Genomic DNA, 22,957 nt, shown 5'->3' on the forward strand with positions numbered 1-22,957 from the left:
TTCTCATAGGGCGCCTTTAGGCCGGCTGGCGCGACCATGGCGCTCCCGATCCGGAGTTTCGCCATGGATTTCATTCTTGTCGCCACCGTGATCGCCTTCTTCGTCGCAGCCGGTGCCTATGCCGCCGGCTGCGAGCGATTGTAGGGAGGCGGTCATCATGAGCGTGGAATATGCGCTGGGCGGCGCCGTCGCCGCCTTCCTGCTGGTCTATCTCGTCATTGCCCTGCTCAGGCCCGAAAGGTTCTGACATGACCCAGAACGGTCTGTTCCAGATCGCGCTGTTCTGCGCGGTCGTCCTCCTCCTCGTCCGGCCCATGGGCGGCTATATGGCCCGTCTGTTCGCGGGCGAGAAAGTGTTCCTCTCCCCCGTCCTCGCCCCGGTCGAGCGCGTGCTCTACCGGGCCGCCGGGATCGACGGCAAGGCGGAGCAGCACTGGCTGGCCTATGCGGCCTCCATGCTGTTGTTCAACCTGCTCGGCCTGCTGATCACCTACATGGTGCTGCGCTTTCAGGACGTGTTGCCGCTGAACCCGCAGAACCTGCCGGCGGTGCCGGCCGACCTCGCCTTCAACACGGCGATCAGCTTCACCACCAACACCAACTGGCAGGCTTACGGCGGTGAAACCACCATGAGCTACTTCAGTCAGATGGTCGGGCTCGCGGTACATAATTTCACCTCGGCTGCCACCGGCATCGCGCTCGCGCTCGCCTTCATCCGCGCCTTCTCGCGGGCGAGCGTGGCCAGCCTCGGCTGCTTCTGGGTCGATCTGACCCGTTGCCTCCTCTATGTCCTGCTGCCGCTGTCGCTCGTCCTCGCGCTCGTCCTCGTCTGGCAGGGGATGCCGCAGAACCTCGATCCTTACGTCACCGCGACCACCGTCGAAGGCGCGCAGCAGACCATCGCGCAAGGCCCGGTCGCCTCGCAGGTCGCGATCAAGATGCTGGGCACCAATGGCGGCGGCTTCTTCAACGCCAATGCCGCGCATCCTTACGAGAATCCGACGCCGCTCTCCAACCTCCTGCAGATGGTCGCGATCTTCGTCATCGGCGCGGGGCTGACCAATACCTTCGGCCGCATGGTGAAGGACGAGCGTCAGGGCTGGGCGATCATGGCCGCCATGGGCGTGATCTTCCTCGCCGGCGTCTTCATCGCCTATGGCGCGGAAGCGGGCGGCAATCCGCTGATCCAGGCGCTCGGCGTCGAGGGCGGCAACATGGAGGGCAAGGAGGTTCGCTTCGGCATCGTCAACTCCGCGCTCTTCGCCACCATCACCACGGCGGCGTCCTGCGGTGCGGTGAACGCCATGCATTCCAGCTTCATGCCGCTGGGCGGTCTCGTGCCGCTGCTCAACATGCAATTGGGCGAGATCGTCGTCGGCGGTGTCGGCGCCGGGCTCTACGGCATGTTGCTCTTCGTCGTGCTCGCGGTCTTCATCGCCGGCCAGATGGTCGGGCGGACCCCCGAATATCTCGGCAAGAAGATCGAAAGCCGCGAAGTGCGCCTGACCTTCCTCGCCCTTCTCGTGCTGCCGCTCGCCATGCTCGGCTTCACCGCCCTCGCGCTCTTGTGGCCGGATGCCTTGAAGAGCCTCGCCAACGCCGGCCCGCACGGTTTCTCGGAGGTGCTCTACGCCTATACCTCGGGCGCGGCGAACAACGGCAGCGCCTTTGCCGGCCTGTCGGCCAACACGCCCTTCTACAATGTGACCATCGGCATCGCGATGCTGATCGGCCGCTTCCTGATGATCGTGCCGATGCTGGGCGTCGCCGGAGGCCTCGCCGCCAAGAAGCGCCTGCCGCCTTCGGCCGGGTCGTTCCCGACCCATACCCCCCTGTTCGTCGGTCTGCTGATCGGCGTCGTGCTGATCGTCGGCGGGCTGGAATTCATGCCGGCCCTGGCCCTCGGGCCCGTGGTCGAGCATTTCGCCCTCGCCGCCGGCCAGATGTTCTGAGGTCAACCATGTCCATCACCCCTGACACCCGTGGCCGCTCGATGCTGGACGGCGCCATTCTCGGCCGGGCACTGCTCGACGCGGTGATCAAGCTCGACCCGCGCAGCCTGATCCGCAACCCGGTCATCTTCGTCGTCGAGGTCGTCTCGGTGCTCGTCACCGCGATCTTCATCCGCGATCTGCTGGCGGGCGGCGCGGCCGGCTTCTCGGGCCAGATCGCCGCCTGGCTGTGGTTCACCGTGCTCTTCGCCAATTTCGCCGAGGCGGTGGCGGAAGGCCGGGGCAAGGCCCAGGCGGCGTCCTTGCGCAAGAGCCGGTCCGAGACCATCGCCAAGCGGATCGACGAGTCCGGCCATGTCGAGGCCGTGCCGGGCACCAGACTGCGCGCGGGCGATGTCGTCCTCGTCGAGATGGGCGACGTCATCCCCTCCGACGGCGAGGTGATCGAAGGCATCGCCTCGGTCGACGAAAGCGCGATCACCGGCGAATCCGCCCCGGTGATCCGCGAATCCGGCGGCGACCGTTCGGCCGTCACCGGCGGCACCCGCGTGCTCTCCGACCAGATCAAGGTGCGCATCACGGCGGCCGCCGGCAGCACCTTCCTCGACCGCATGATCGCCCTCGTCGAAGGCGCCAAGCGGCAAAAGACGCCGAACGAGATCGCCCTGTCGATCCTGCTTTCGGGCCTTACCCTCATCTTCGTCATCGCCACCGTCACCATCCAGCCCTTCGCGCTTTATGCCGGCGGCTCGGTCTCGGTCGTGCTGCTCGCCGCGTTGTTCATCACGCTCATTCCGACCACCATCGGCGGGCTTTTGTCGGCGATCGGCATCGCCGGCATGGATCGGCTGATCCGTTTTAATGTCCTTGCCACCTCGGGCCGGGCGGTCGAGGCGGCGGGCGATGTCGACACGCTCCTCCTCGACAAGACGGGCACGATCACCCTTGGCAACCGGGTGGCGAGCGAATTCGTCGCCATGCCCGGCGTCGATCTTTACGACCTCGCCGGGGCGGCCCAGCTCGCGTCCTTGCGCGACGAGACGCCGGAGGGGCGCTCCATCGTCGTCCTCGCAAAGGAGAAATACGGCATCCGCGCCCATGAGATGGGCGAGCTGAACGCCCGTTTCGTGCCCTTCACCGCCCAGACCCGGATGAGCGGCGTCGATCACGGCGAGGTCTCGATCCGCAAGGGCGCGGTCGAGGCGATCCTGAAGCTGGTCGGCACCGGCCCCGTCCCCAAGGAATGGACCGAGGCGGTGGAGCGCATCGCCCGGGCCGGCGGCACGCCGCTGGGCGTTGCCCGCAACGGCAAGCTGCTCGGCGTTGTCTATCTGAAGGACGTGGTCAAGGGCGGCATCCGCGAGCGTTTCGCGGAACTGCGCGCCATGGGCATCCGCACGGTGATGATCACCGGCGACAATCCGCTGACCGCCGCCGCCATCGCGGCCGAAGCCGGGGTCGACGACTTCCTGGCCGAGGCCTCGCCCGAAAACAAGCTCGCCCTCATCCGCAAGGAACAGGGCGAGGGGCGGCTGGTCGCCATGTGCGGCGACGGCACCAACGACGCCCCGGCCCTCGCCCAGGCCGATGTCGGCGTCGCCATGAACACCGGCACCCAGGCCGCGCGCGAGGCCGGCAACATGGTCGACCTCGACAGCGACCCCACGAAGCTGATCGAGATCGTCGGCATCGGCAAACAGATGCTGATGACCCGGGGCAGCCTGACCACCTTCTCGATCGCCAACGACGTCGCCAAATATTTCGCGATCATCCCGGCGATGTTCGCCGCCACCTATCCGCAGCTCGGCGCCCTCAACATCATGAACCTGGCGACGCCGGAAAGCGCCGTGCTGTCGGCCATCATCTTCAATGCCCTGATCATCGTCGCGCTGATCCCGCTGGCCCTGCGGGGCGTCCGCTACCGCGCGGTCGGTGCCGCCTCGCTGCTGCGCCGGAACCTCGCGATCTATGGCCTCGGCGGCGTCGTGCTGCCCTTCGCCGGCATCAAGGCGATCGATCTTCTCGTCGCCGCCCTCGGGCTCGCCTGAAGGCGGAGGAGGTAACATCATGCTCTCGCTCATTCGTCCCGCCCTCGTGCTCGTCGTCGCCTTCACCGCGATCACCGGCGCGCTCTATCCCGCCCTCGTGACCGGCATCGCCGAAGGCGCCTTTCCGCGGCAAGCGCACGGCAGCCTGATCAAGGACGAGACGGGCCGCGTCATCGGCTCCAGCCTGATCGGCCAGGGCTTCACCGGGTCGCGCTATTTCCACGGCCGTCCGTCCGCGGCAGGCAGCGCGGGTTACGATGCCGGCGCCTCGTCCGGCTCCAACCTCGGGCCGACCTCGAAGCCGCTGATCGACCGGGTGAAGCAGGGTGTCGATGTCGCCCGGGCGGAGACCGGGGCCGAGCGCCTGCCGGTCGATCTCGTCACCGCTTCGGGCAGCGGCCTCGATCCCCATGTCTCGCCCGCCGCCGCCTATCTGCAGGTCGAGCGGGTGGCGAAGGCGCGGGGCCTCGACCCGGCCCGGCTGCGGTCGCTGGTCGACGCCCATGTCGAGGGGCGCCAGCTCGGCGCCCTCGGCGAGCCGCGCGTGAACGTGCTGCTTCTCAACCTCGCCCTTGATAGATTGACGCCCTGACCCGGAAAAGGCGACTCACGACGTGCAGGACGAAGACGCCCGCCCGGCCCCGGACGCCCTCCTCGCCGAGGCGGCGGCCGAGCGGCGCGGCAAGCTCAAGGTCTTTCTCGGCGCCGCCCCCGGCGTCGGGAAAACCTATACGATGCTGGAGGCCGGACAGGCCCGCCGGCGCGAAGGCATCGACGTCGTCGTCGGCGTGGTCGAGACCCATGGCCGGCGCGAGACCCTCGCCATGGTCGCCGGCCTCGAGGTCCTGCCCCGGCGCGAGACCGACTATCGCGGCCGCCGGCTCGAGGAGATGGACCTCGACGCCGTGCTGGCCCGCCGGCCCCGCCTCGTTCTCGTCGACGAGCTGGCCCATACCAATGCCCCGGGCAGCCGCCACCCCAAGCGTTACCAGGATGTCGCCGAGCTGCTCGATGCCGGCATCGACGTCTACACGACGCTGAACATCCAGCATCTCGAAAGCCTGAACGACGTCATCGCCCAGATCACGCGGATCAGGGTGCGCGAGACCCTGCCCGACAGCGTGCTCGAGACCGCCGACCAGATCGAACTCGTGGACCTGACGCCGGAGGATCTGATCAAGCGCCTGCGCGAGGGCAAGGTTTATCTGGGCGATCAGGCCAGCCGGGCGCTGCGCCATTTCTTCTCGCCCGGGAACCTGACGGCGCTGCGCGAACTCGCCCTGCGGCAGGCGGCGGCGCGGGTCGACGATCAGGTCGTGCAATACATGCGCGCCCATGCCATCGCCGGCCCGTGGCCGGTGGGGGAGCGGCTGATGGTCTGCGTCGGGCCGGGGCCGTCGGCGCCGCGCCTCGTCCGCGCGGCCAGCCGCATCGCCGAGCGGCTGCACGCCCGCTGGTACGCGGTCCATGTCGAGACCCTGCACGAACAGCGGCTGGACGAGGCGGCGCGCGACCAGATCCACGCGACCTTGCGCCTCGCCGAGCAGCTGGGGGCGGAGAGCCTGAGCCTGCAGGCGGCCGATCCCGCCGATGCCATCGCCGCCGCCGCGGCGGAGCGGAACGTGACCCGTATCGTCATCGGCCAGTCGCGGCGCAGCCGGTTGCAGGCGATCCTGCGCGGCTCCCCGGTCGACCGGCTGCTGCGCCGGGTCGGCCCGGTCGAGGTCCATGTCCTGCCCGACATCGAGGGCGGCGAGGCGATGCCCCGGCCGCGCTGGCGCCGTTCCGGCCCGATCGACCCCGGTCCCTTCGGCTGGAGCGGGTTGATGGTCGCCGGCATCACCGGCCTTGCCCATCTGGTCGCCGGGGCGATCGGGCCGGGCACGCCGACGCTCGCTCTCCTCTATATCGGCGCGGTCACGGCGTCCGCCCTGTCCTTCGGGCTGCTGCCCTCGCTGTTCACGGCCTTCGCCGCGACGCTGGCATTCAATTTCTTCTTCATGCCGCCGCTCTACCGCTTCACCGTGGCGGACCCCGGCAACATCCTGACGCTGGTCGTCTTCCTCGGCATCGCCGTGCTTCTGTCGGGCCTCGCCGCGCGCACGCGCCTGCTGGCGGAGCGGGCGCGGCGGCGGGAAAGCGATGCGGCGACGCTTTATGCCTTCGCCGCCAAGCTGGCGGGGGTGCGCCTGCTCGACGATCTCCTGTGGGCGGTCGTCCATCAGCTCGCGCTGATGCTGAAGCGCGGCGTCGTCCTCCTGATGCCGGACGAGGACGGTCATCTGCTGGTGCGCGGCGGCTATCCGCCCGACGACCGCCTGACCGAGGCGGAGCGGGCGGCGGCGCAATGGAGCTGGGATCAGGGCCGCCCGGCCGGACGCGGCACCGATACGCTGCCCGGGGCGGAGCGATGCTTTCTGCCGCTGCGCACGGCTTCCGGCTCGGTCGCGGTGGTCGGCCTCGACGGGCCGGCGCCCTCGGGCGACATGCGCCGCCTGCTCGATGCCCTGTCCGATCAGGCAGCGGTCGCGATCGAGCGCATCCGCCTCGCCGACGATCTCGACGAAGCGAGCGTGAAGGCCCAGTCGGAACACTTCCGCGGCCTCCTCTTCACCTCGATCAGCCATGACCTGAGAACGCCGCTCGCCAGCATCATGGGGGCGGCCACCACCTTGCGCCGCGACGGCGGGAAACTGGCGGCCCCGGCACGGGACGATCTCCTCCTCTCCATCGAGGAGGAGGGGGAGCGGCTGAATGCCTTCGTCGGCAATCTGCTGGACATGACGCGGCTCGAATCAGGGGCGCTGGAGCCGCGGCGGCAGTGGATCGCCATGGCTGACGTGGTCGCCACCGCGCTGCGCCGGGCCGAGCGCCTGTTGAAGGGCCACGAGGTCAGGCTGACCGTCGAGCCCGGCCTGCCGCCGCTCCGCCTCGATCATGCTCTGATGGAACAGGTGGTGATCAATCTGTTGGACAATGCCCGGAAATTCGCGCCCGCGGGCACCGACATCCGCATCGACATCCGCCGCCGGGGCGATGTCGTCGAAACCGATGTCAGCGACGAAGGCCCGGGCATTCCGCCAGCCGAGCGGGCACAGGTATTCGACAAATTCTATCGCATCCGGGGCGGCGACCGGCAGGTCGCGGGCACCGGCCTTGGCCTTGCCATCTGCAAGGGCTTCGTCGAGGTCCATGGCGGCAGGATCGAGGTCCGGCCCGGCCCGGGCGAGCGGGGCACCACGGTGCGGTTCGGCCTGCCGGTCGATCCCATGGCGCCCCTGCCGCCGGAGGGGGGCGAGGATGACTGAACCCGTCGTGCTCATCGTCGAGGACGATGCCGCCGTCCGCCGCGTGCTGCGCGCGACCATCGAGGCCCAGGGCTGCCGCGTGATCGAGGCGGCGACCGGTGCGGATGCCCTGCGCCGCATGGCGGGGGAGCGACCGGACCTCGTCCTCCTCGACCTCGGCCTGCCGGACCGGGACGGGCTGGAGCTGATCCGGGAATGGCGGGGCTGGAGCGCGGTGCCGATTCTCGTCCTTTCCGCCCGGGGCGACGAGGCGACCAAGATCCGCGCCCTCGACCTCGGCGCCGACGATTATGTGACCAAGCCCTTCGCCGGGGGCGAGTTGCTGGCCCGGTTGCGCGCGGCCCTGCGCCGGCACGAGCGGAACAGTCCGTCGCCCGTGTTCGAGAGCGAGGGCTTGCGCATCGACGCCGCCGCCCGCGTCGCCACGAGGGACGGACAGGCGGTGAAACTGTCGCGCCGGGAATGGGACGTGCTGCGCCTTCTCGTCCTCGATGCCGGCAAGGTGGTCGGCCACCGTTCCATCCTGGAAAAGGTCTGGGGGCCGGCCCAGGCGGAGCAGAGCCAGTATCTCTGGGTCTATGTCGGCCATCTGCGCGAGAAGCTGGAGCCCGATCCGGCCCGTCCGCGCTTCATCCTGACCGAGCCCGGCATCGGCTATCGGCTGGTGCGCAGCGAAGACGAACAAGGGTAATCCTTCTGCCCTAATCCTGCCTTTTCTTTCGGTTATGGCCTTGTTCCACGGGGTGCAGGGACGACTTGCGGAGAGTCGCGCCAGGCGCCATGATCCGCGCCTCTCCAAGGCCGTCCGGCCCTTCTGTTGGTCCCTATCGGGGTTATCATGCAACGTCTGAATATCGCGTGCCTTCTCGCCCTCGGGCTGGTTTCCGTCCAGCCCGCCTTCGCGGAAGGCACCGCGGCCACGCCCGCGCCCGCCGCGGCCCCGGCCGAGGATCCGGTGGTGGCCCGCGTGGGCGACCAGGAAATCCATCGCTCCGAGGTGGTCGAGGCCTACAAATCCCTGCCCGAGCAGTTCGCGCAGATTCCGATGGACGCGATCTTCGGCGAATTGCTGCAGCAGCTCGTCGACCGCCGGGTGATGGCGCTCGACGCCGCCAAGAAGGGCTATGGCGACGATCCCGAGGTGAAGCGCAAGGTCGAGCTCCTCAAGGAGCGGGTGATGGAGGAAACCTATGTTTCCCGCGAGATCGAGGCGAGCATCACCGACGCGATGATGAAGGCGAAATACGACAAGATCATCGCCGACAATCCGGCCGAGGAAGAGGTCCGCGCCCGCCACATCCTCGTCGACTCGGAAGAGGAAGCGAAGAAGCTGAAGGCCGAGCTCGACAAGGGCGCGGATTTCGCCGAACTCGCCAACAAGAATTCCAAGGACGCGCGTGACGGCTCGGGCGGCGATCTCGGCTATTTCACCCGCGAGCGCATGGTGCCCGAATTCGCCGAGGCGGCTTTCGCGGCCGAGGTCGGCAAGGTCGTCGGCCCGGTGAAGAGCCAGTTCGGCTGGCATCTGATCCTGGTCGAGGACAAGCGCAAGCAGGCGCCGCCGCCCTTCGAGGATGTGAAGCCCCAGCTCAAGGACATGGTCGCGCAGGAATTGACCGCGGCCCGCGTCGACGAGCTGAAGAAGGGCGTGAAGATCGAGCTGCTGAACGCCGATGGCTCGGTGCAGCGGCCGCAGATCGCCCCCGCCCAGTAAGTTCCGAACAGAGATAGTACCCGAGAGCCCGAGGAGAGTGTCCATGGCCGGTGGGAAAGCCCATCCCGTATCGCCGCTTGCCCCCGAAGCAATGCCCGAGTTGCCGGCCATCGCCGGCATCGAGGTCGGCGCCATCGAGGCCGGGGTCCGCTACAAGGGCCGTACCGACCTGATGATGATGCGCTTTGCCATCGGCACCTCGGTGGCGGGCGTCTTCACCACGTCGAAATGCGCCTCGGCGCCGGTCGACTGGTGCCGCTCCATCCTCGACAAGGGCAATGCGCGGGCGCTGGTGGTCAATTCCGGCAACGCCAATGCCTTCACCGGCAAGGCTGGCGCCGCCGCCGCCAAGACGGTGGCGGTCGCTGCCGCGAAACTGGTCGGTTGCAAGGCGGACGCCGTCTTCATGGCCTCGACCGGCGTCATCGGCGAAGTGCTGCCGGCGGAAAAGGTGACGGCGGCGCTGCCCCGCCTCGCCACCACCCTGAAGCCGGAGCGCTGGGACGAGGCCGCCCGGGCGATCATGACCACGGACACTTTCCCCAAGGCGGCCGTGCGCAAGACCGAGATCGACGGCAAGCCCGTCACCATCGTCGGCATCGCCAAGGGCTCGGGCATGATCGCGCCCGACATGGCGACCATGCTGTCCTTCGTCGCGACCGACGCGACGATCCCGGCCGACGTGCTGCAGGCCCTGCTGGCCAAGGCGACCGACAAGTCGTTCAATTCGATCACGGTCGACGGCGACACCTCGACCTCGGACACGCTGCTCGCCTTCGCGACCGGCAAGGGCGTCACCCACAAGCCGGTGACCAAGCTCACCGACGTGCATTTCCGCGCCTTCCGCGCCGCCTTCGAGGACCTGCTGATCGAACTCGCCCAGTTCGTCGCCAAGGACGGCGAGGGCGCGCAGAAATTCGTCACCATCACCGTGACCGGTGCCCAGTCGCCGAAGTCGGCGCGCAAGATCGCCCTCTCCATCGCCAATTCGCCGCTGGTCAAGACCGCGATCGCCGGCGCGGACGCCAACTGGGGCCGCATCGTCATGGCCGTGGGCAAGGCCGGCGAAAAGGCCGACCGGGACAAGATCACGATCAGGATGGGCGGCAAGCTCGTCGCCGAGAAGGGCGCGGTGCACCCCCGCCACGACGAGGCGGCGGCGACCGAGCACTTCAAGGGCCGCGACATCCAGATCGAAGTCGACGTCGGCATCGGCAAGGGCGAGGCCACGGTCTGGACCTGCGACCTCACCCACGGCTACATCGACATCAACGCCGATTACCGGAGCTGAGATCGGCGAAGGGGTCGACGACGCGCAAACCGTCGAAGACCCGGCCGTTCTGCAGGTCTTCGCTGTAGAGCACGTCGCAGCCCGCACTTTGGGCCGCGACGACGACCAGCGCGTCGTGGAACGACAGACGGTGCGTGGCCGCCAGTTGCCGCGCACCCTCGTGCATCTCGAGAGTCAGCGGCATGGGCGGCGCCACGACGGCCAGCACGTCCGAGACCGCCTCGGCGACATCTCCCCAGCTGCGGCCCCGCTTGCGCACAGCGACATTGGAGAATTCGTTCAGGATCTGAACGCTGATCGTGCCGCCCGCGGCGAGCAGGGCCCGCGCCCGTTCCGCCTTGGGGCCGGCCTGCTGGGCGTAGACGATGATATTCGTGTCGAAAAAGGGCTTCACCGCTCGTTCGCGTCCTCGCGGCTGAAGCGCGCTTCGGGCCAGTGGCGCGCGGCCATGCGGGACAGGGCGGCCGCTGCCCGCTCGCGCTTTTCGACCGCGATCAGCCGGTCCTCGCTCGCGACCACCTCCAGCTCATCGCCGGGCTTCAGGCCGAGGCGCTCGACCAGGGCCTTGGGCAGCCGCACGGCGAGGCTGTTACCCCATTTCGCGACCTGCATGATCGACCCTCCGCGCGATGTCTTCCGCAAGACTGAATCCATGTCCTCGTCGCCCCGGCGTCTTCGGACGAGGGAGGCGCCTCCGCCGGCCCAAGATGCCGGCCTTCGCCGGCATGACGAGCAGGGGCGGGGGCCTTTGCCGTATTCGAAATGACTTTGGCCCATATTTCGCCCGATGTATATCCTCAATAAGATATACATCGCGAGGCGCCTTGCGAGCCGGCTCCACCGCTGCTATATCGGCATTCCTAAACCCCTTTGAATTCAATGGGATATGACCGTGTCCAAGATCGTGCTCGTCGTTGCCGCGGTGCTGGTCGATCCCGACCGGCGCATCCTGCTGGCGCAGCGTCCCGCCGGCAAATCGCTGGCCGGCCTCTGGGAGTTTCCCGGCGGCAAGGTCGAGCCGGGGGAAAGCCCGGAAGCGGCCCTGATCCGCGAGCTGGACGAGGAACTGGGCATCACGGTGCGGGAGCCCTGCCTTGCCCCGCTGACCTTCGCCAGCCATGCCTATGAAGCCTTTCACCTCCTGATGCCGGTCTATGTCTGCCGGCGCTGGGAAGGGATGCCGCAGGCGCGCGAACATGCGGCGCTGGCCTGGGCGCCGCGGATGCGTCTTGGCGACTATCCGATGCCACCGGCCGACCTGCCGCTGATTCAGGCGATCCAGGACCAGATCTGAGGTCTTGAATCCATGGCGATCGCCCCGATCTAGCCTTCGGGGGCCTCGCCGTGGAGTGACAGAATGTTCGACGCCAAATCGCTGCTGGACCGGGTTCTCGGTTCGGATATCGGCCGGAGCACCAGGGGCCGGCTGGACCGCATGGACGGCAGCACGGGCTTTGCCTCCGGCGCCGCCGCGGGCGGCCTGCTTGGCCTGCTGCTCGGCTCCAAGTCCGGGCGCCATCTCGTCGGCGATGTCGCCAAGGTGGGCGGGGCGGCCGCGCTCGGCTATTTCGCCTGGAAGGCCTATCGCAACTGGCAGGACGGCAAGGCGCCGGGGCCGGTCGTCGCCGATCCCGCCGGCCTGCCGCCACCGGAATTTCATCCGGGCACGCTTGGTGCCGACGGCAAGCCCTTCGCCCTCGCCCTGCTGACCGCCATGGTCGGCGCCGCCAAATCGGACGGTCATGTCGATCCATCCGAACAGAGCCGGCTCTTCGCCGAGGTCGAGCGCCTCGGCCTCGGGGCGGAGGAGAAGGCGGCGGTATTCGACCTGCTGGCGCGGCCCGTCGCCATCGACGAGATCGCCCGCGCCGCGGCCTCGCCGGAACAGGCGGCGGAACTCTATCTCGCCGCCCGTCTCGCCATCGAGCCGGACCAGCCGGCGGAACGCGCCTTCCTCGACGGGCTGGCGGCGCGGCTGCGGCTGGAGCCGGGCCTCGCCGCCCATCTCGACGCGCAGGTCGCCGCCAGCGCCTGACCCGTCAGCCGAACAGATCGAAGGCGAGGCGGCCCGATTGGCGCCAGCCTTCGATCTCTACCCGCGCCGCCTCCCGCGTGCGGCCACCGAAATCGACCAGCACGTCGGCCAGCGCCGCCTCGACGCCCAGGCCGAGGTCGCTGCGCCCGCAGACCCGGACGAAGGCGCCGTCCTCGACCAGCCAGCGGCACAGCTCCCGCCCTTCGGCGCGCATCCGGTCCTGGACATGCAGCCGTTCTCCCTCCCGCGAGAAGGCGGTGGACAGGCGGGTGAGCGTGCCGTCGGCCAGGTCCGCTTCCAGTCGCGCCCGGTGCAGGAAATCGCCCTCCTGCTTGCGGCAACCGAAGATCAGCCAGCTCGGTCCCGCGTCCGCGCGGCCGCGTCGCTCGTCGATGAAACCGATGAAAGGCGCGACGCCGCAGCCACCGGCGATCATGACGAGCGGGCGGGCGAGGTCGGCGGGGGCACGGAAGGCTTCGTGCCGGTGCAGGGCGGCTTCGATCCGGCTGCCCAGGGCAAGCCCGCGGCAGAGAAGGCCGGAGGCGAGGCCGAAGTGTTCCTGCCCGTCGGCGTCCCTGTAGCGGGCGAGGCCGACCGTCAGGCCGATCCGCCTCGGCTCGGCGCTGCCGATCGAATAGCTGCGCGGGGCGGCGCCGGGCGGCGCGAACATCAGAAGATCGCCCGGACGGTAGTCGAGGTCTTCGTCGGCCGTCAGCACGATGTGCCAGCTTTCCGACACCTCGTCATCGTTTTCGGCGGTCAGCAGCGTCCGGCTTTCCAGCGTCAGCGACAGTTTGCGATCCGCCGCCGGCAGCGCGCCGAGTTCGAGGCCCGGAAACTGCGCGTCCAGCCAGTCGCGCCAGGTCGCGGCCGGGTCGCCATCGGCGCAGGCCATGGGCGCGGCCGGGCGGGCACCGGCGGCGATCAGGGCTTCGTCCAGCCGATGGGCGCCGCCGCAGAAATGCGCATAGCGCCGGTCGCCGAGGGCGAGCATCCGGTAGCGGACGCCGTCCAGCCGCCGCGTGCCGAGGGCGGCGAGGAAACGCCGGCCGCTGTCCGGCAATTCGCCTTCGCCCGTGGTCGAGGCGATGAGGAGGACGGTCTCGTAACCGGCGAGTTCAGCCGGATCGACCGCGCCGAGGGCTGCGCAGGCGACAGGATCGCCCCGGCGGCGCAGGGCTTCCGCACTCGCATGGGCCAGGGCGGCGGCGGTGCCGGTATGGCTGGCATGGGCGATCAGGATGCGGGCGCCCTGATCGCTGCTGCGCGCCCGGTCGGCCCGGCGGCGGCGCCACCACGACAGGATGCCGGTCGCGGTCAGGCCGAACAGCACGGCGGCGCCGACGGCGTTCAGAAGGCCCGACCAGGCGCCGGCCCAGGTCCCCTCGTGCAATTCGCGGACGAGGCCGGGGCCGCCGGTCAGGGGCGCGATTTCGGTCGCCGTCGCGACATAGGTCGCGGGCGCGCTCGTCGTGATCAGCACGCGGCCCTGACGGAAGCTGCGGGCGAGCGTGAGATCCGAGAGGTCGACGCTGTCGGCCGCGCGGGTCAGGGCGGCAACCGGCGTGGTCGGCCCGCCCGTCGCCGGCGGCAGGCTGGGGCCGCCGATGCCGAGGGTCATCAGGACGCCGGTCAGCGGCAGCATCAGGACGAGCGGCAGGGCGACCCAGCCCGCCACCCGGTGCCAGCCCATCAGGCTGTTGGCGAAACGCGGCCAGGCCAGCAGGGGGCCGATGACGGTGATGGCGAGCATGGCCCAGGCCGCGATCTCGACCAGGATGCCGGCGCCGATCAGCAGATTGCGGTGCAGGCCCTCGACCGTGTGGAAGAAATCGAAGGGCGGCGGCGCCTCGCGCAGCAGCTGACCGCCTTCGAGGGCATAGGTCTGCCACAGGCCATCGCGGACCAGGGTGACGGCGCTGCCGCCGTCCGCCGGCATGACCATGGTGGCCTTGCCTTCGGGGTCGGCCCCATTGATGGTGCGAAGGAGGGCGGCGCTGTCGATCCTTGTGCTGTCCGCGGGGGCGAGACTCTCCGTCACCGGCACGAAGGCGAGAATGCCGCCGGTCAGGGTGACGAGCAGCAACAGGGGCGCGAGCCCCAGCGCGAGCCAGCGGTGCAGCCAGACCAGGCGCCGCTTGATATCGGTGAAAACCATGAAGACGATCCTGCCCAATGACGCAAATGACGCGGCCAATATCGCATCCCGCGACTGAGCCGAAGCTGAACCGGCCGTTCAGGCGCCGTTCAGCCGGCAGGGGCGATACTGCCGCCATGCGTATCCTGCTCGCCCTTTTTTTCGCGCTCATGTCGGCGCCGCTTCCGGCCCTTGCGGATGAGGATCACGACCGTGCCCTCGAGGCATTGCGCGACGGGCGCATCCTGCCCGTTGAGGCGATCATCGCTGCCGCCCAGAAGGATTTCGGCGGCGACATCCTCGATGTCGAGCTGGAGGACGAGGACGAGGGCTTCGTCTATGAAATCAAGCTGATCGCCGCCGATGGCCGGATCATGAAGCTGGACTATGATGCGGCGAGCGGGCAATTGCTGCGCGTTCGCCAGCGTCATGGGGGATATCACTGAACATGCGCGTTCTCGTCGTTGAGGATACGCCTGCCCTTGGCGAGCAGCTGGTGATGCGCCTGACCGCCGAATCCTACGCTGTCGACCTTGCCCGCGATGGCGAGGAAGGGCGTTTTCTCGGCGAGACCGAGCCTTATGACGCGGTCATCCTCGACCTCGGCCTGCCGCGCATCGACGGTCTGTCGGTGCTGCGTCACTGGCGGGGCAAGGGCATCGACACGCCGGTGCTGATCCTGACCGCGCGCGATGCCTGGCACGAGAAGGTGCAGGGCATCGACGCCGGGGCCGACGACTATCTGGCCAAGCCCTTCAACATGGAGGAGTTGCTGGCGCGGCTGCGCGCCCTGATCCGCCGGGCCAAGGGCCATGCCAGCGCCGCGCTGACCTGCGGGCCGGTCACCCTCGACACCCGCAGCGGGCGGGTGACGCTGGACGGCGCGCCGGTCGAACTCACCGCCTATGAATACAAGGTGCTGGACTATCTGATGCACCGGCAGGGTCAGGTCATCTCCCGCGCGGAACTGACCGAGCATGTCTATGCCCAGGATTTCGACCGGGACTCCAACACGATCGAGGTCTTCGTCGGGCGGTTGCGGCGCAAGCTCGGCAACAGCCTGATCGCCACCGTGCGCGGCCTCGGCTACCGGCTCGAGGCGCCGTGAGGGCGCCGCGCTCGCTTCGCTTTCGCCTGCTCGCCGGGGCGGCGCTGTGGATCGCGCTGGCGCTGGCGGCGGCCGGCGTCGGCCTGTCGACGCTGTTCCGCGATCATGTGATCGCCCGCTTCGACATAGAGCTGGAACATCACCTCGACCAGCTCGCCGCCAATATCGACGTCGGCCCCGATGGCAGGCCGGTGCTGCCCCAGGCCCTGAGCGATCCTCGTTTCCAGCGGCCGCTCTCCGGCCTTTACTGGCAGGTCCAGGCGGGGGATGCGGTGCTGCGCTCCCGCTCGCTGTGGGATGTCGTCCTCGACCTGCCGCCCGACCCGGACAGCACGGCCCATCGTCACAATGTGATGGGGCCGCAGGGCCAGCACCTCGTGGTGATCGAGCGCAGCGTGACCCTGGCCGACACGGGGGCGGGTTTGCGTCTCGCCGTGGCCGCCGACAAGTCGGAACTGGGCACGGTCATGCGCGCCTTCAATGTAACGCTGCTCGGTTCCCTCGGTCTTCTGGCGGCGGCGCTGATCCTCGCCGCCGTCGTGCAGGTGCAGGTCGGGCTGTTCCCCCTGTCCCGCCTGCGCCGGGGCCTCGCCGAGGTCCGGGCCGGAAGGGCGGAGCGGCTGGGCGGCACGCTGCCTTCCGAAGTGCAGCCACTGGTCGATGATCTGAACGCGCTGCTGGGCCATGCCTCCGACGTCGTCGCGCGCTCGCGGCTCGAAGCTGGCAATCTGGCCCATGCGCTGAAGACCAATCTCGCGATTCTCGCCAACGAGGCCTCGGCCCTCGACGAGGCCAAGGCCGGACCCATTCGCCGCCAGATCGAGTTGATCCGCCGCACCATCGACCATCACATGGCCCGGGCGCGCGCGGCCGCGACCAAGGGCGTGCCGGGCAGCAGCACGGCGGTCGAAGGCGCCGTCGCCGCCATCGTCCGCGTCATGCGCCGGCTTTACGAGGAACGCGGCCTCGCGATCGAGGCGCAGGTGCCGCCCGGTCTCGTCTTCGCCGGGGACCGGCAGGATTTCGACGAAATCCTGGGCAATCTGGTCGACAACGCCTGCAAATGGGCAAGGGGCCGGGTCGCGATCGGCGCCGGCAGCGAAGCCGGCATGATCTGGCTCGCGGTCGACGATGACGGACCCGGCCTTGCCGACGCGGAACGGGAAGCGGTGCTCAGCCCCGGCGTCCGCCTCGACGAGAGCGTGCCGGGCGCGGGCCTTGGCCTTGCCATGGTGCGGGAATTCGCCGTGCTCTATGGCGGCCGGTTCCATCTCGGCCGCTCCGCCCTCGGCGGCTTGCGGGCCCGGGTCGATCTGCCGACGCTTCCCTGATCAGTCGTCCTCGTAGAAGCCCTGGTCCGCGCCCTTGTGGCAGGCGGCGCAATTGATCTTGCTGCGCACCTCCGGCCGGGTGAAGCGGCTGGGCGAGAAATCGTGTTCGTGCCGCCACCAGCGTTGCTCGGTGATGCGCAGCAGGGCGGGATCGCCCCGCCCGGCCCCGGCGACCAGATAATGCTCGATCGACGCTGCGGTGGCGGCGGGCAGGCTGGCATCCTCGCCGAAGTGATCGGACAGGTTGCCCATGATCGCGCGCCAGCTGCCCGCCGGCAGCAGGGCGGGCTGGAAGGCCATGTGACATTCCCCGCATTCCTTCAGGGTTTCGGCGTGGCGCACCGGCGGCACCCATTCGCCCTCGTCGGCGAAGGCGGGGGAGACGGCCAGCAGGGTCAGCGGCAGGGCGAGGCACAGCAGATGGGGGCGCAGGGCCATGATCATTGTCCCGACAGATAAGTGATGAAATCGCCCTTTTCGAGCGGGGTGCAGTCGCGCCCGAGCACGGCGGGGCAGTCGCGGCCGAAACGCTTCTCGACCTCGGCCAAGGAGGTGAAACGATCCGGCGTCTGGCTGACCGCCATGGGCGGGATGTCGCGTCCGGTGCGGTAGTGATGGCCGACCGCGCGGGGATCGGGCGTGTGGCAGGTGGCGCAGGCCGGCGTCTCGGGCTTGCCGCCGGCATGGGGGCCGAGGAACAGGGGGCGTCCCCTCTCCGCCGAGAAGCCGGCGAAGCCGGGGCCGGCGGCCGCGGCGTAACCGTCGAGGATATCCTTGCGGGCCGCCTCGTTGCCGGCTGCCGAGGCCGGCACGGCGGCGCAGATCAAGAACAGGAGCAGAAGCGGGGAGATTTTCTTCACGGCAGCACCTCTCGGGTATGGGGCGCGGGGGCGACGCGCTTCAGGCCGGCGAGACCGAAGGCGAGGGCGATATGGACAAGGGCGAGCATCAGGGCGAATTCGCCCAGCGCCTCGTGCAGGTCCTCGACCGGCTGGACCCAGTCGGCGACGGCGCCGGTCATGGCGGCACCGGCGGTGCCGATCAGCATGGCGACGGCGATGAAGGCGAGCAGCGGGCTGCGCGCGCGAAAGGCGGCACCGTCGAGGCGCAGCAGCCGCGCCAGCCAGTCGCCGAGCGCGGACAGGGACGGCCGGGGCAGGCGCAGGGGGCTGCCCGTCGGCGCGACCAGCGCCATGGCGAGGCGGGCGGCGAGGGCGGCCAGCACGGTGTAACCGGCGAAGACATGGATGCCGTAACTGTCTTCCCCGCCCGAGAGATAGGCGACGAGGAACGAGCCGCTCATGATCGCGTGGAAGCCGAGCAGCAGACGCATCTCGATGGGTTTCGGCCTTCGCCGGGGGGTGTCAGTCGCGGTCATGATCGCCCGCCCCCGAAACGATGTCGGCCAGCGACGCCGGACCATAGCGCAGGGCCTGATAGGTCGCCCCGGCGAACACGACGAGGCTGGCGACCACCAGTCCCTCGATCATCATGCGTTTCAGCATCGACTGCCTCCATTCAACTCGGGGGCAGTATCGCGGGGCGGGACTGAGCCTTTCCTGAACCGGTCGTTCAGCTGTCGTTCAGGTCACGACCTCGATCTCGGGCGTGCCGCCGATCTCGAGCCGGATGCGGCCGCGCTCGGGGCGCAGCAGGCGGAGGGGCGCCTCATGTTCCTCCAGCCGGCGGCGCAGCAGGATCAGGCGGGTCTCCAGATTGTCCTTCACCTCGGGCAGGCGCAGGCGGGGATCGACGCGCAGTTCCCGATTGGTGAAATCGCTCCGGCCCTCGTCGAGGTGCAGGCGCAGGAAATGGTGCAGCAGACGGCCGGAAATGCCCCGGATCAGGTAATCCTCGCCGATGAAGATACTGTCGTCGAAGGGGAAGTAACGGATGCGGATACAGGGGCCTCTGATGCCGGTGCCGGCGGGTTTCTGCGCCGTCGCGCCCTCGGCCGCCAGGTCGTGCAGGGCGAGGGCCGCGCCCAGCTGGCCGGCGACGAGACCGAGCGCATCCTCGTCCGCCCGGGTAAAGGCGAAACGCGCGGCCGCTTCCGCCAGCAGGACACCGGTCAGCTCGCCCCGGCCGATCATGGGGGCGGCCATCTGGCTCAGCGGATCCCCGAGGCCGGGATAGGGAATGGCGGCGCGGGGCAGGGGCCTTTCCGCCCGGGCGGCCTCGGCATAGCGCCGGCCCCGGCTCATGTCGGCGAGGCGCAAGGGGCGCAGGGTGGCGGCGACGGTTCCGGCGACCCCCTCGCCCACGGCGACTTCCGCCCCGGTGCCCGGGGTCTCGTACCCGCGGCTGGCGATCACGGTCAGGCGGGCGCCGCCCTCGTCGGGGATCAGCACCATCAGGTGCGGGAAGCCGAAGTCCCGATGCAGGCTGTTCAAGGCGAGGTCGATCATCGCGTCGGCGTCGGCCTCGCGGGCAAGGGCGCCGGCGAGGCGCGCGGCGGCGGCCAGCCGGGCGGCGGCATCGGGCGGTGCTGGCGGCGCCTCCTCGTTCACGCCGACGGCAGGCACGGCTTCGCAGCGCAGGACCCGGTAAAGGTCGGCGCTGCGCAGGGCCATGATGTCGGACATGCCCTGCCGGGCCGACATGGCGCTCAGATGGTCCGACATGCGGTCGAACAGCTCGCCCTCGCGGCTCGACGAGACGAAGGCGATATCGAGGCGATATTGCCGGCCGCTGCGCCCGTCGACCAGGATCAGCGCCGCCGTGCCCCGATCGCGGACATTGGCGGCGGTCTTGCTGAAATACTGGTTGGACAGGGCGACGTGCTCTTCATCCACGTAGTGGACGTGGGAGAGATAGGAGATGTTGGGCACGCCCGCCGCATCGACCGTGGCGATGATCGAGGGGATCACCCCCTCGAAACAGGCGTGCAGACTCTGCAGGGGCACGGCGGTCATGGGCACTGCTCCAGCCGCGTGCCGGCGCGCGGCCCCGGCGTCTGCACGAAGACGTCGGTCGGGCGGTAGCGCAGGCACCAGAGGTCGGCATCGGTCAGCCAGAAGCCGATCTGCCCTTCGGTGACGCCGAGCGCGGTCAGGACGCGGTGGATGTCGCGGTGGTAGGCGTGGGTGAAGGCGCGGTCCCCATCGCTCGCCGGGGTCACGGCCTCGATCACGCCCTTGATCTGGAAGGTGCGGTAGTCGTCCGGGGCGACAAAGGTCACCGCCAACGGGGCGCCGGGCGCCAGATTGGCGATCAGATCGGGCCATTGCGCCCGCGAGACCATGGTATCGAGGAGGTGCCCGTCCGCCGCCCGGCGGGTGCCGACGCCCCGGCCGATGGCGGGATGGAACCCCTGATCGCGCGAGGCGAGGATGGTCATCACCGCCCCTTCGACGAACTCGGCAATGGCGTTGTCGATCACCCCTGTCCCCCGGTCTGTGCCCGCGCGAACAGATTAGCCGATAGCGAAAATTTAGGAAAAGCGAACAGCACTTAGGAGGCATTTAGGAAGCGCCGGTCCGGGACGTGGCCTATCTGGATGGTCATCGCAACAACAGCCCCCACGGGGGACAGGATGACGGTCATGCCGCGTTACGATTTCTACGGTCCGATCCACAAGGGCCTTCGCCTCGGTCTCTCCCGGCTTATGCTGCGTCTCGGCAGTCAGGACTTCACGGATTCCGTGAGCGCGGCGGCGCTGCTCGCCGATCTGCGTGCCCAGCTGGCGCTGTCCGCCGCCCATCTGGAGCACGAGGAAACCCATCTGCACAAGGCGCTGGACGCCCGCCTGCCCGGCGCGGCCCGCACCCTCGAGGATCAGCATCGCGGCCACCAGACCCGCTTCGCCCAGCTGGCCCGCCTGATGGCCGCCCTCGAAGCGGCGCCCGTCGCCGAGCACCCGGCCCATGGCCACGGTCTTTACCTCGCCTTCTCGGCCTTCGTCGCCGAGGATTTCCACCACATGCACGAGGAAGAGGCGGTCACGGGGCCGATCCTGCATCGGCTGTTCGCCGACGAGGAATTGCAGGCGATCGAGATGACGATCATCGCCAGCCTGACGCCGGACGAGAATATCGCCTACATGCGCCTGATGCTGCCGGCCATGACCCCGGCGGAACGCGCCGGTCTGCTGTCCGGCATGAAGGCGGGCGCCCCGGCCGAAGCCTTCGCCGCCGTCATCGAGCTCGCGGCGAAGCCCAGCCTGCCGGCGCGGGACTTCGACCGCCTCGCGGGCGAACTGGGCATCGCAGCCTGAAGGTCGGGTGGAGCGGGGGCCATTCTGCATCTCCCTCTCCGCCCTTCAGGGGGGAGGGAGAGGGCCGGGGTGAGGTGGGCCGGGCCCTCAGGGCTTCTCGCCCGCAGGCACCTCGACGGTGCCGAGGGCGTCGGCGAGGCGGTGGGTGGCGGAGCCCCGGCGTTTCGCCACCGGCTGACCCTCGCCGGGGGCCCAGCCCGACAGGGTGACGATCTCGAAGGTCGCGGGGATGCGGCCGTCCGCATCGGCGAAACGGTCGCGGTATTCTTCGGCGAGGGCGAGGATCGTCTCGCGCCGCAGGGGCCGGCGGCGGCGGGCAGCGAGGGCGTTCTGCTCCCCCATGCCGCGCAGGTCGCGCATCAGGCCGAAGACATCGCCATAGGTGACCGTGATCGTCTCCAGGTCGACGACCGGCATGGCGAAGCCCGCGCGCTGCATCAGCCCGGCGGCGTCGCGCAGGTCGACGAAGGGCGAGACATGGAGCGAGGCCGCCCCCTCCACCCGCGCTTCGGCGGCGAGGAAGGCCTGACGCAGCTCGGTCAGGGTGCCGCCGCCGATCAGCGAGGCGACGAAGAAGCCGTCGGGCTTCAGGACATCGCGGATCTGGACGAGGCTGCCCGGCAGATCGTTCACCCAATGCAGCGAGCCGGCCGAGGCGATGAGATCGAAACTCCCCCCGGCGAAGGGCAGCCATTCCTCGTCGGCGGCGAGGGCGAGGCCGCCCGCGCGCCGCGCCATGGCCGGCGACAGATCGGCCGACACCAGGGTGTCGATCCGCCCGGTCGCGCCGAGCAGGCGGCCAAGGACGCCGTCGTGGCAGCCGAGATCGAGGGTGAGGGGGAAGCGGCGGTTCACATCCTCGATCCGGTCGATCATCCGTTCGGCGATTTCGCGGAACAGGAAATCATGGGCGGCGAGGCCGGTGGCGGCGCGGGCGCGGTTGCGGGCGACGGCACGGCGGTCGAAGACGAGAATATCGTCGGGCGCGGCGGTGGGCGTGCGGGGCGGGGCTGCGGACATGGCCCTGATATGGCACGATGGCGCCATGATCGCGAGAGGGATGCAGCGGCAATTTCGGCGGGGCTTCACCGGCCTCCTCGATTTTCTGTTGCCGCCGGCTTGTCTTGGCTGCGACGCAGCCGTCGACGCGCCCGGGCGCCTGTGCCCCGAGTGCTGGCCGAACGTCGGCTTCATTACCGCGCCGCAATGCGCCTGCTGCGGCCTGCCGTTTGAATTGCCGGTGCCGGCGGGGACGCGCTGCGGCGGCTGCATCGCCCATCCGCCGCCCTTTACCGTCGCCCGGGCGGCGGCGCGCTATGGCGGGCCGATGCGTGAACTACTGCTGCGCTTCAAACATGCCGACCGGCTGGACCTCGCGCCCAGCCTCGCCCGGTTGATGGCACAGGCGGGGGTGGAGGCGCTGGCCGACGCTGACGCGCTGGTGCCCGTGCCGCTGCACTGGCGGCGGCGGCTGATGCGGCGCTACAACCAGTCGGCCGAACTGGCGCGGGCGATCTCGCGCATCGCCCATGTGCCGGTGCTGCCGCAGGCCCTCGTCCGGGCGCGGCCGACACCGCCGCAGGGCCGGTTGGGGCGCCTCGCCCGGCTGCGCAATGTCGCCGGGGCCTTTTCGGTGCCAGCGGGGGCGAAGGGGGGCATCGCCGGCAAGCATCTGGTCCTCATCGACGACGTGCTGACCACCGGGGCCACAGTCTACGCCTGCGCCCGGGTCCTGAAGGCGGCGGGGGCGGCGCGGGTCGATGTCCTGACCGCGGCGCGGGTCATACATGACGGCGATGGGACTTGAGGATCCTTTC

General features: G+C 69.5%; 25 protein-coding genes. 15 read left to right on the plus strand and 10 right to left on the minus strand.

The genetic code is table 11. The annotated features are described in order from the left end of the window. Nucleotides 1–157 precede the first annotated feature (157 nt). The 8 genes from kdpF (at nt 158) to argJ (ending at nt 10,313) form a co-directional block, all read left to right on the plus strand. A complete protein-coding gene (gene kdpF / locus DKG74_RS08170; RefSeq protein ID WP_109904514.1) occupies nt 158–247 on the plus strand; it encodes a K(+)-transporting ATPase subunit F in 90 nt (29 codons plus the stop codon). 1 nt (nt 248) lies between these two features. Further along, nucleotides 249–1,952 (plus strand): potassium-transporting ATPase subunit KdpA, encoded by a 1,704-nt coding sequence (gene kdpA, locus DKG74_RS08175; protein ID WP_109904516.1) that lies wholly within the window; start codon nt 249–251, stop codon nt 1,950–1,952. An 8-nt stretch (nt 1,953–1,960) separates the two neighbouring features. After that, complete coding sequence (kdpB, locus tag DKG74_RS08180; protein WP_243404056.1) at nt 1,961–4,000, plus strand: potassium-transporting ATPase subunit KdpB; 2,040 nt, start codon at nt 1,961–1,963, stop codon at nt 3,998–4,000. A 19-nt stretch (nt 4,001–4,019) separates the two neighbouring features. Next, the gene (gene kdpC / locus DKG74_RS08185; RefSeq protein WP_109904520.1) at nt 4,020–4,592 is read left to right on the plus strand and encodes a potassium-transporting ATPase subunit KdpC; all 573 of its coding nucleotides are present in this window, start codon (nt 4,020–4,022) and stop codon (nt 4,590–4,592) included. 22 nt (nt 4,593–4,614) lie between these two features. Next, entirely contained in the window at nt 4,615–7,308 is a 2,694-nt protein-coding gene (locus DKG74_RS08190; RefSeq protein WP_109904522.1) for a sensor histidine kinase, read from the plus strand. After that, entirely contained in the window at nt 7,301–7,999 is a 699-nt protein-coding gene (locus tag DKG74_RS08195) for a response regulator (RefSeq protein WP_109904524.1), read from the plus strand. Before DKG74_RS08190 ends, DKG74_RS08195 begins: the two co-directional genes overlap by 8 nt. Nucleotides 8,000–8,146: 147 nt before the next feature. Beyond that, the gene (locus tag DKG74_RS08200) at nt 8,147–9,022 is read left to right on the plus strand and encodes a peptidylprolyl isomerase (protein ID WP_109904526.1); all 876 of its coding nucleotides are present in this window, start codon (nt 8,147–8,149) and stop codon (nt 9,020–9,022) included. Nucleotides 9,023–9,065: 43 nt separating this feature from the next. After that, on the plus strand, nt 9,066–10,313 hold the full coding sequence (gene argJ / locus DKG74_RS08205) for a bifunctional glutamate N-acetyltransferase/amino-acid acetyltransferase ArgJ (RefSeq protein WP_109904528.1): 1,248 nt from the start codon (nt 9,066–9,068) through the stop codon (nt 10,311–10,313). Here the strand turns inward: argJ and DKG74_RS08210 are convergent. Further along, complete coding sequence (locus tag DKG74_RS08210; RefSeq protein ID WP_109904530.1) at nt 10,291–10,707, minus strand: PIN domain-containing protein; 417 nt, start codon at nt 10,705–10,707, stop codon at nt 10,291–10,293. The two genes, argJ and DKG74_RS08210, sit on opposite strands and share 23 nt — an antisense overlap. After that, nucleotides 10,704–10,925 carry an AbrB/MazE/SpoVT family DNA-binding domain-containing protein gene (locus tag DKG74_RS08215; RefSeq protein ID WP_109904532.1) on the minus strand — a complete coding sequence of 74 codons (222 nt, stop codon included), beginning with the start codon at nt 10,923–10,925 and terminating at the stop codon, nt 10,704–10,706. Before DKG74_RS08215 ends, DKG74_RS08210 begins: the two co-directional genes overlap by 4 nt. 280 nt (nt 10,926–11,205) lie before the next feature. Between DKG74_RS08215 and DKG74_RS08220 the strand changes: the two genes are divergently transcribed. Together DKG74_RS08220 and DKG74_RS08225 are read left to right on the plus strand one after the other, a co-directional pair. Next, nucleotides 11,206–11,607, plus strand: coding sequence for a (deoxy)nucleoside triphosphate pyrophosphohydrolase (locus tag DKG74_RS08220; protein WP_243404057.1), 402 nt, complete (start codon nt 11,206–11,208; stop codon nt 11,605–11,607). Between the two features lie 63 nt (nt 11,608–11,670). Further along, nucleotides 11,671–12,348, plus strand: a complete 678-nt coding sequence (locus DKG74_RS08225) for a tellurite resistance TerB family protein (RefSeq protein WP_109904536.1) — start codon at nt 11,671–11,673, stop codon at nt 12,346–12,348. Nucleotides 12,349–12,352: 4 nt separating this feature from the next. On the opposite strand, the gene DKG74_RS08230 is transcribed toward DKG74_RS08225, so the two are convergent. Continuing rightward, nucleotides 12,353–14,506: a PepSY domain-containing protein gene (locus tag DKG74_RS08230; RefSeq protein WP_109904538.1), complete on the minus strand. Its 2,154-nt coding sequence runs from the start codon at nt 14,504–14,506 to the stop codon at nt 12,353–12,355. A gap of 116 nt (nt 14,507–14,622) precedes the next feature. On the opposite strand from DKG74_RS08230, the gene DKG74_RS08235 reads away from it, so the two are divergent. Genes DKG74_RS08235 through DKG74_RS08245 form a run of 3 tightly spaced genes read left to right on the plus strand, consistent with a single transcriptional unit; the run spans nt 14,623 to nt 16,924 of the window. After that, a complete protein-coding gene (locus DKG74_RS08235; RefSeq protein WP_109904540.1) occupies nt 14,623–14,931 on the plus strand; it encodes a PepSY domain-containing protein in 309 nt (102 codons plus the stop codon). A 2-nt stretch (nt 14,932–14,933) separates the two neighbouring features. Continuing rightward, nucleotides 14,934–15,593, plus strand: coding sequence for a response regulator (locus DKG74_RS08240; RefSeq protein WP_109904542.1), 660 nt, complete (start codon nt 14,934–14,936; stop codon nt 15,591–15,593). Next, nucleotides 15,590–16,924 carry a sensor histidine kinase gene (locus tag DKG74_RS08245; RefSeq protein ID WP_109904544.1) on the plus strand — a complete coding sequence of 445 codons (1,335 nt, stop codon included), beginning with the start codon at nt 15,590–15,592 and terminating at the stop codon, nt 16,922–16,924. The genes DKG74_RS08240 and DKG74_RS08245 overlap by 4 nt, the downstream gene beginning before the upstream one ends. Here the strand turns inward: DKG74_RS08245 and DKG74_RS08250 are convergent, their stop codons facing one another. From DKG74_RS08250 to DKG74_RS08270, 6 genes are all read right to left on the minus strand, one after another. After that, nucleotides 16,925–17,362, minus strand: a complete 438-nt coding sequence (locus DKG74_RS08250) for a diheme cytochrome c (protein ID WP_109904650.1) — start codon at nt 17,360–17,362, stop codon at nt 16,925–16,927. A 2-nt stretch (nt 17,363–17,364) separates the two neighbouring features. Continuing rightward, a complete protein-coding gene (locus tag DKG74_RS08255) occupies nt 17,365–17,784 on the minus strand; it encodes a DUF1924 domain-containing protein (protein ID WP_243404058.1) in 420 nt (139 codons plus the stop codon). Continuing rightward, on the minus strand, nt 17,781–18,302 hold the full coding sequence (locus DKG74_RS08260; RefSeq protein WP_133251541.1) for a hypothetical protein: 522 nt from the start codon (nt 18,300–18,302) through the stop codon (nt 17,781–17,783). The genes DKG74_RS08255 and DKG74_RS08260 overlap by 4 nt, the downstream gene beginning before the upstream one ends. After that, entirely contained in the window at nt 18,289–18,429 is a 141-nt protein-coding gene (locus DKG74_RS21720) for a hypothetical protein (protein WP_165837592.1), read from the minus strand. Before DKG74_RS21720 ends, DKG74_RS08260 begins: the two co-directional genes overlap by 14 nt. A 78-nt stretch (nt 18,430–18,507) precedes the next feature. Then, nucleotides 18,508–19,839 (minus strand): GAF domain-containing protein, encoded by a 1,332-nt coding sequence (locus DKG74_RS08265; protein ID WP_109904548.1) that lies wholly within the window; start codon nt 19,837–19,839, stop codon nt 18,508–18,510. Next, nucleotides 19,836–20,306, minus strand: coding sequence for a hypothetical protein (locus DKG74_RS08270; protein ID WP_109904550.1), 471 nt, complete (start codon nt 20,304–20,306; stop codon nt 19,836–19,838). Before DKG74_RS08270 ends, DKG74_RS08265 begins: the two co-directional genes overlap by 4 nt. A gap of 162 nt (nt 20,307–20,468) precedes the next feature. On the opposite strand from DKG74_RS08270, the gene DKG74_RS08275 reads away from it, so the two are divergent. Beyond that, nucleotides 20,469–21,140, plus strand: a complete 672-nt coding sequence (locus tag DKG74_RS08275) for a hemerythrin domain-containing protein (RefSeq protein WP_207779288.1) — start codon at nt 20,469–20,471, stop codon at nt 21,138–21,140. A gap of 87 nt (nt 21,141–21,227) precedes the next feature. Here DKG74_RS08275 and DKG74_RS08280 read toward each other — a convergent pair whose 3' ends face one another. Further along, on the minus strand, nt 21,228–22,160 hold the full coding sequence (locus tag DKG74_RS08280; protein WP_207779289.1) for a methyltransferase domain-containing protein: 933 nt from the start codon (nt 22,158–22,160) through the stop codon (nt 21,228–21,230). Between DKG74_RS08280 and DKG74_RS08285 the strand changes: the two genes are divergently transcribed. Beyond that, entirely contained in the window at nt 22,159–22,947 is a 789-nt protein-coding gene (locus tag DKG74_RS08285; protein ID WP_243404059.1) for a ComF family protein, read from the plus strand. The genes DKG74_RS08280 and DKG74_RS08285 overlap by 2 nt on opposite strands. The last annotated feature ends 10 nt before the right edge of the window (nt 22,948–22,957 follow it).

The sequence above is a fragment of the Zavarzinia aquatilis genome, assembly GCF_003173035.1.
GTDB classification, from domain to species: Bacteria; Pseudomonadota; Alphaproteobacteria; order Zavarziniales; family Zavarziniaceae; genus Zavarzinia; species Zavarzinia aquatilis.

Coding starts and splice junctions, on each gene's coding strand:
- kdpF (WP_109904514.1), top strand. CDS start 158: ATGAGCGTGGAATATGCGCTGGGCGGCGCCGTCGCCGCCTTCCTGCTG.
- DKG74_RS08260 (WP_133251541.1), bottom strand. CDS start 18,302: ATGACCGCGACTGACACCCCCCGGCGAAGGCCGAAACCCATCGAGATG.
- DKG74_RS08250 (WP_109904650.1), bottom strand. CDS start 17,362: ATGGCCCTGCGCCCCCATCTGCTGTGCCTCGCCCTGCCGCTGACCCTG.
- DKG74_RS08230 (WP_109904538.1), bottom strand. CDS start 14,506: ATGGTTTTCACCGATATCAAGCGGCGCCTGGTCTGGCTGCACCGCTGG.
- DKG74_RS08195 (WP_109904524.1), top strand. CDS start 7,301: ATGACTGAACCCGTCGTGCTCATCGTCGAGGACGATGCCGCCGTCCGC.
- kdpA (WP_109904516.1), top strand. CDS start 249: ATGACCCAGAACGGTCTGTTCCAGATCGCGCTGTTCTGCGCGGTCGTC.
- DKG74_RS08215 (WP_109904532.1), bottom strand. CDS start 10,925: ATGCAGGTCGCGAAATGGGGTAACAGCCTCGCCGTGCGGCTGCCCAAG.
- DKG74_RS08225 (WP_109904536.1), top strand. CDS start 11,671: ATGTTCGACGCCAAATCGCTGCTGGACCGGGTTCTCGGTTCGGATATC.
- argJ (WP_109904528.1), top strand. CDS start 9,066: ATGGCCGGTGGGAAAGCCCATCCCGTATCGCCGCTTGCCCCCGAAGCA.
- kdpC (WP_109904520.1), top strand. CDS start 4,020: ATGCTCTCGCTCATTCGTCCCGCCCTCGTGCTCGTCGTCGCCTTCACC.
- DKG74_RS08265 (WP_109904548.1), bottom strand. CDS start 19,839: ATGACCGCCGTGCCCCTGCAGAGTCTGCACGCCTGTTTCGAGGGGGTG.
- DKG74_RS21720 (WP_165837592.1), bottom strand. CDS start 18,429: ATGCTGAAACGCATGATGATCGAGGGACTGGTGGTCGCCAGCCTCGTC.
- DKG74_RS08280 (WP_207779289.1), bottom strand. CDS start 22,160: ATGTCCGCAGCCCCGCCCCGCACGCCCACCGCCGCGCCCGACGATATT.
- DKG74_RS08240 (WP_109904542.1), top strand. CDS start 14,934: ATGCGCGTTCTCGTCGTTGAGGATACGCCTGCCCTTGGCGAGCAGCTG.
- DKG74_RS08285 (WP_243404059.1), top strand. CDS start 22,159: ATGGCCCTGATATGGCACGATGGCGCCATGATCGCGAGAGGGATGCAG.
- DKG74_RS08275 (WP_207779288.1), top strand. CDS start 20,469: ATGCCGCGTTACGATTTCTACGGTCCGATCCACAAGGGCCTTCGCCTC.
- DKG74_RS08200 (WP_109904526.1), top strand. CDS start 8,147: ATGCAACGTCTGAATATCGCGTGCCTTCTCGCCCTCGGGCTGGTTTCC.
- kdpB (WP_243404056.1), top strand. CDS start 1,961: ATGTCCATCACCCCTGACACCCGTGGCCGCTCGATGCTGGACGGCGCC.
- DKG74_RS08235 (WP_109904540.1), top strand. CDS start 14,623: ATGCGTATCCTGCTCGCCCTTTTTTTCGCGCTCATGTCGGCGCCGCTT.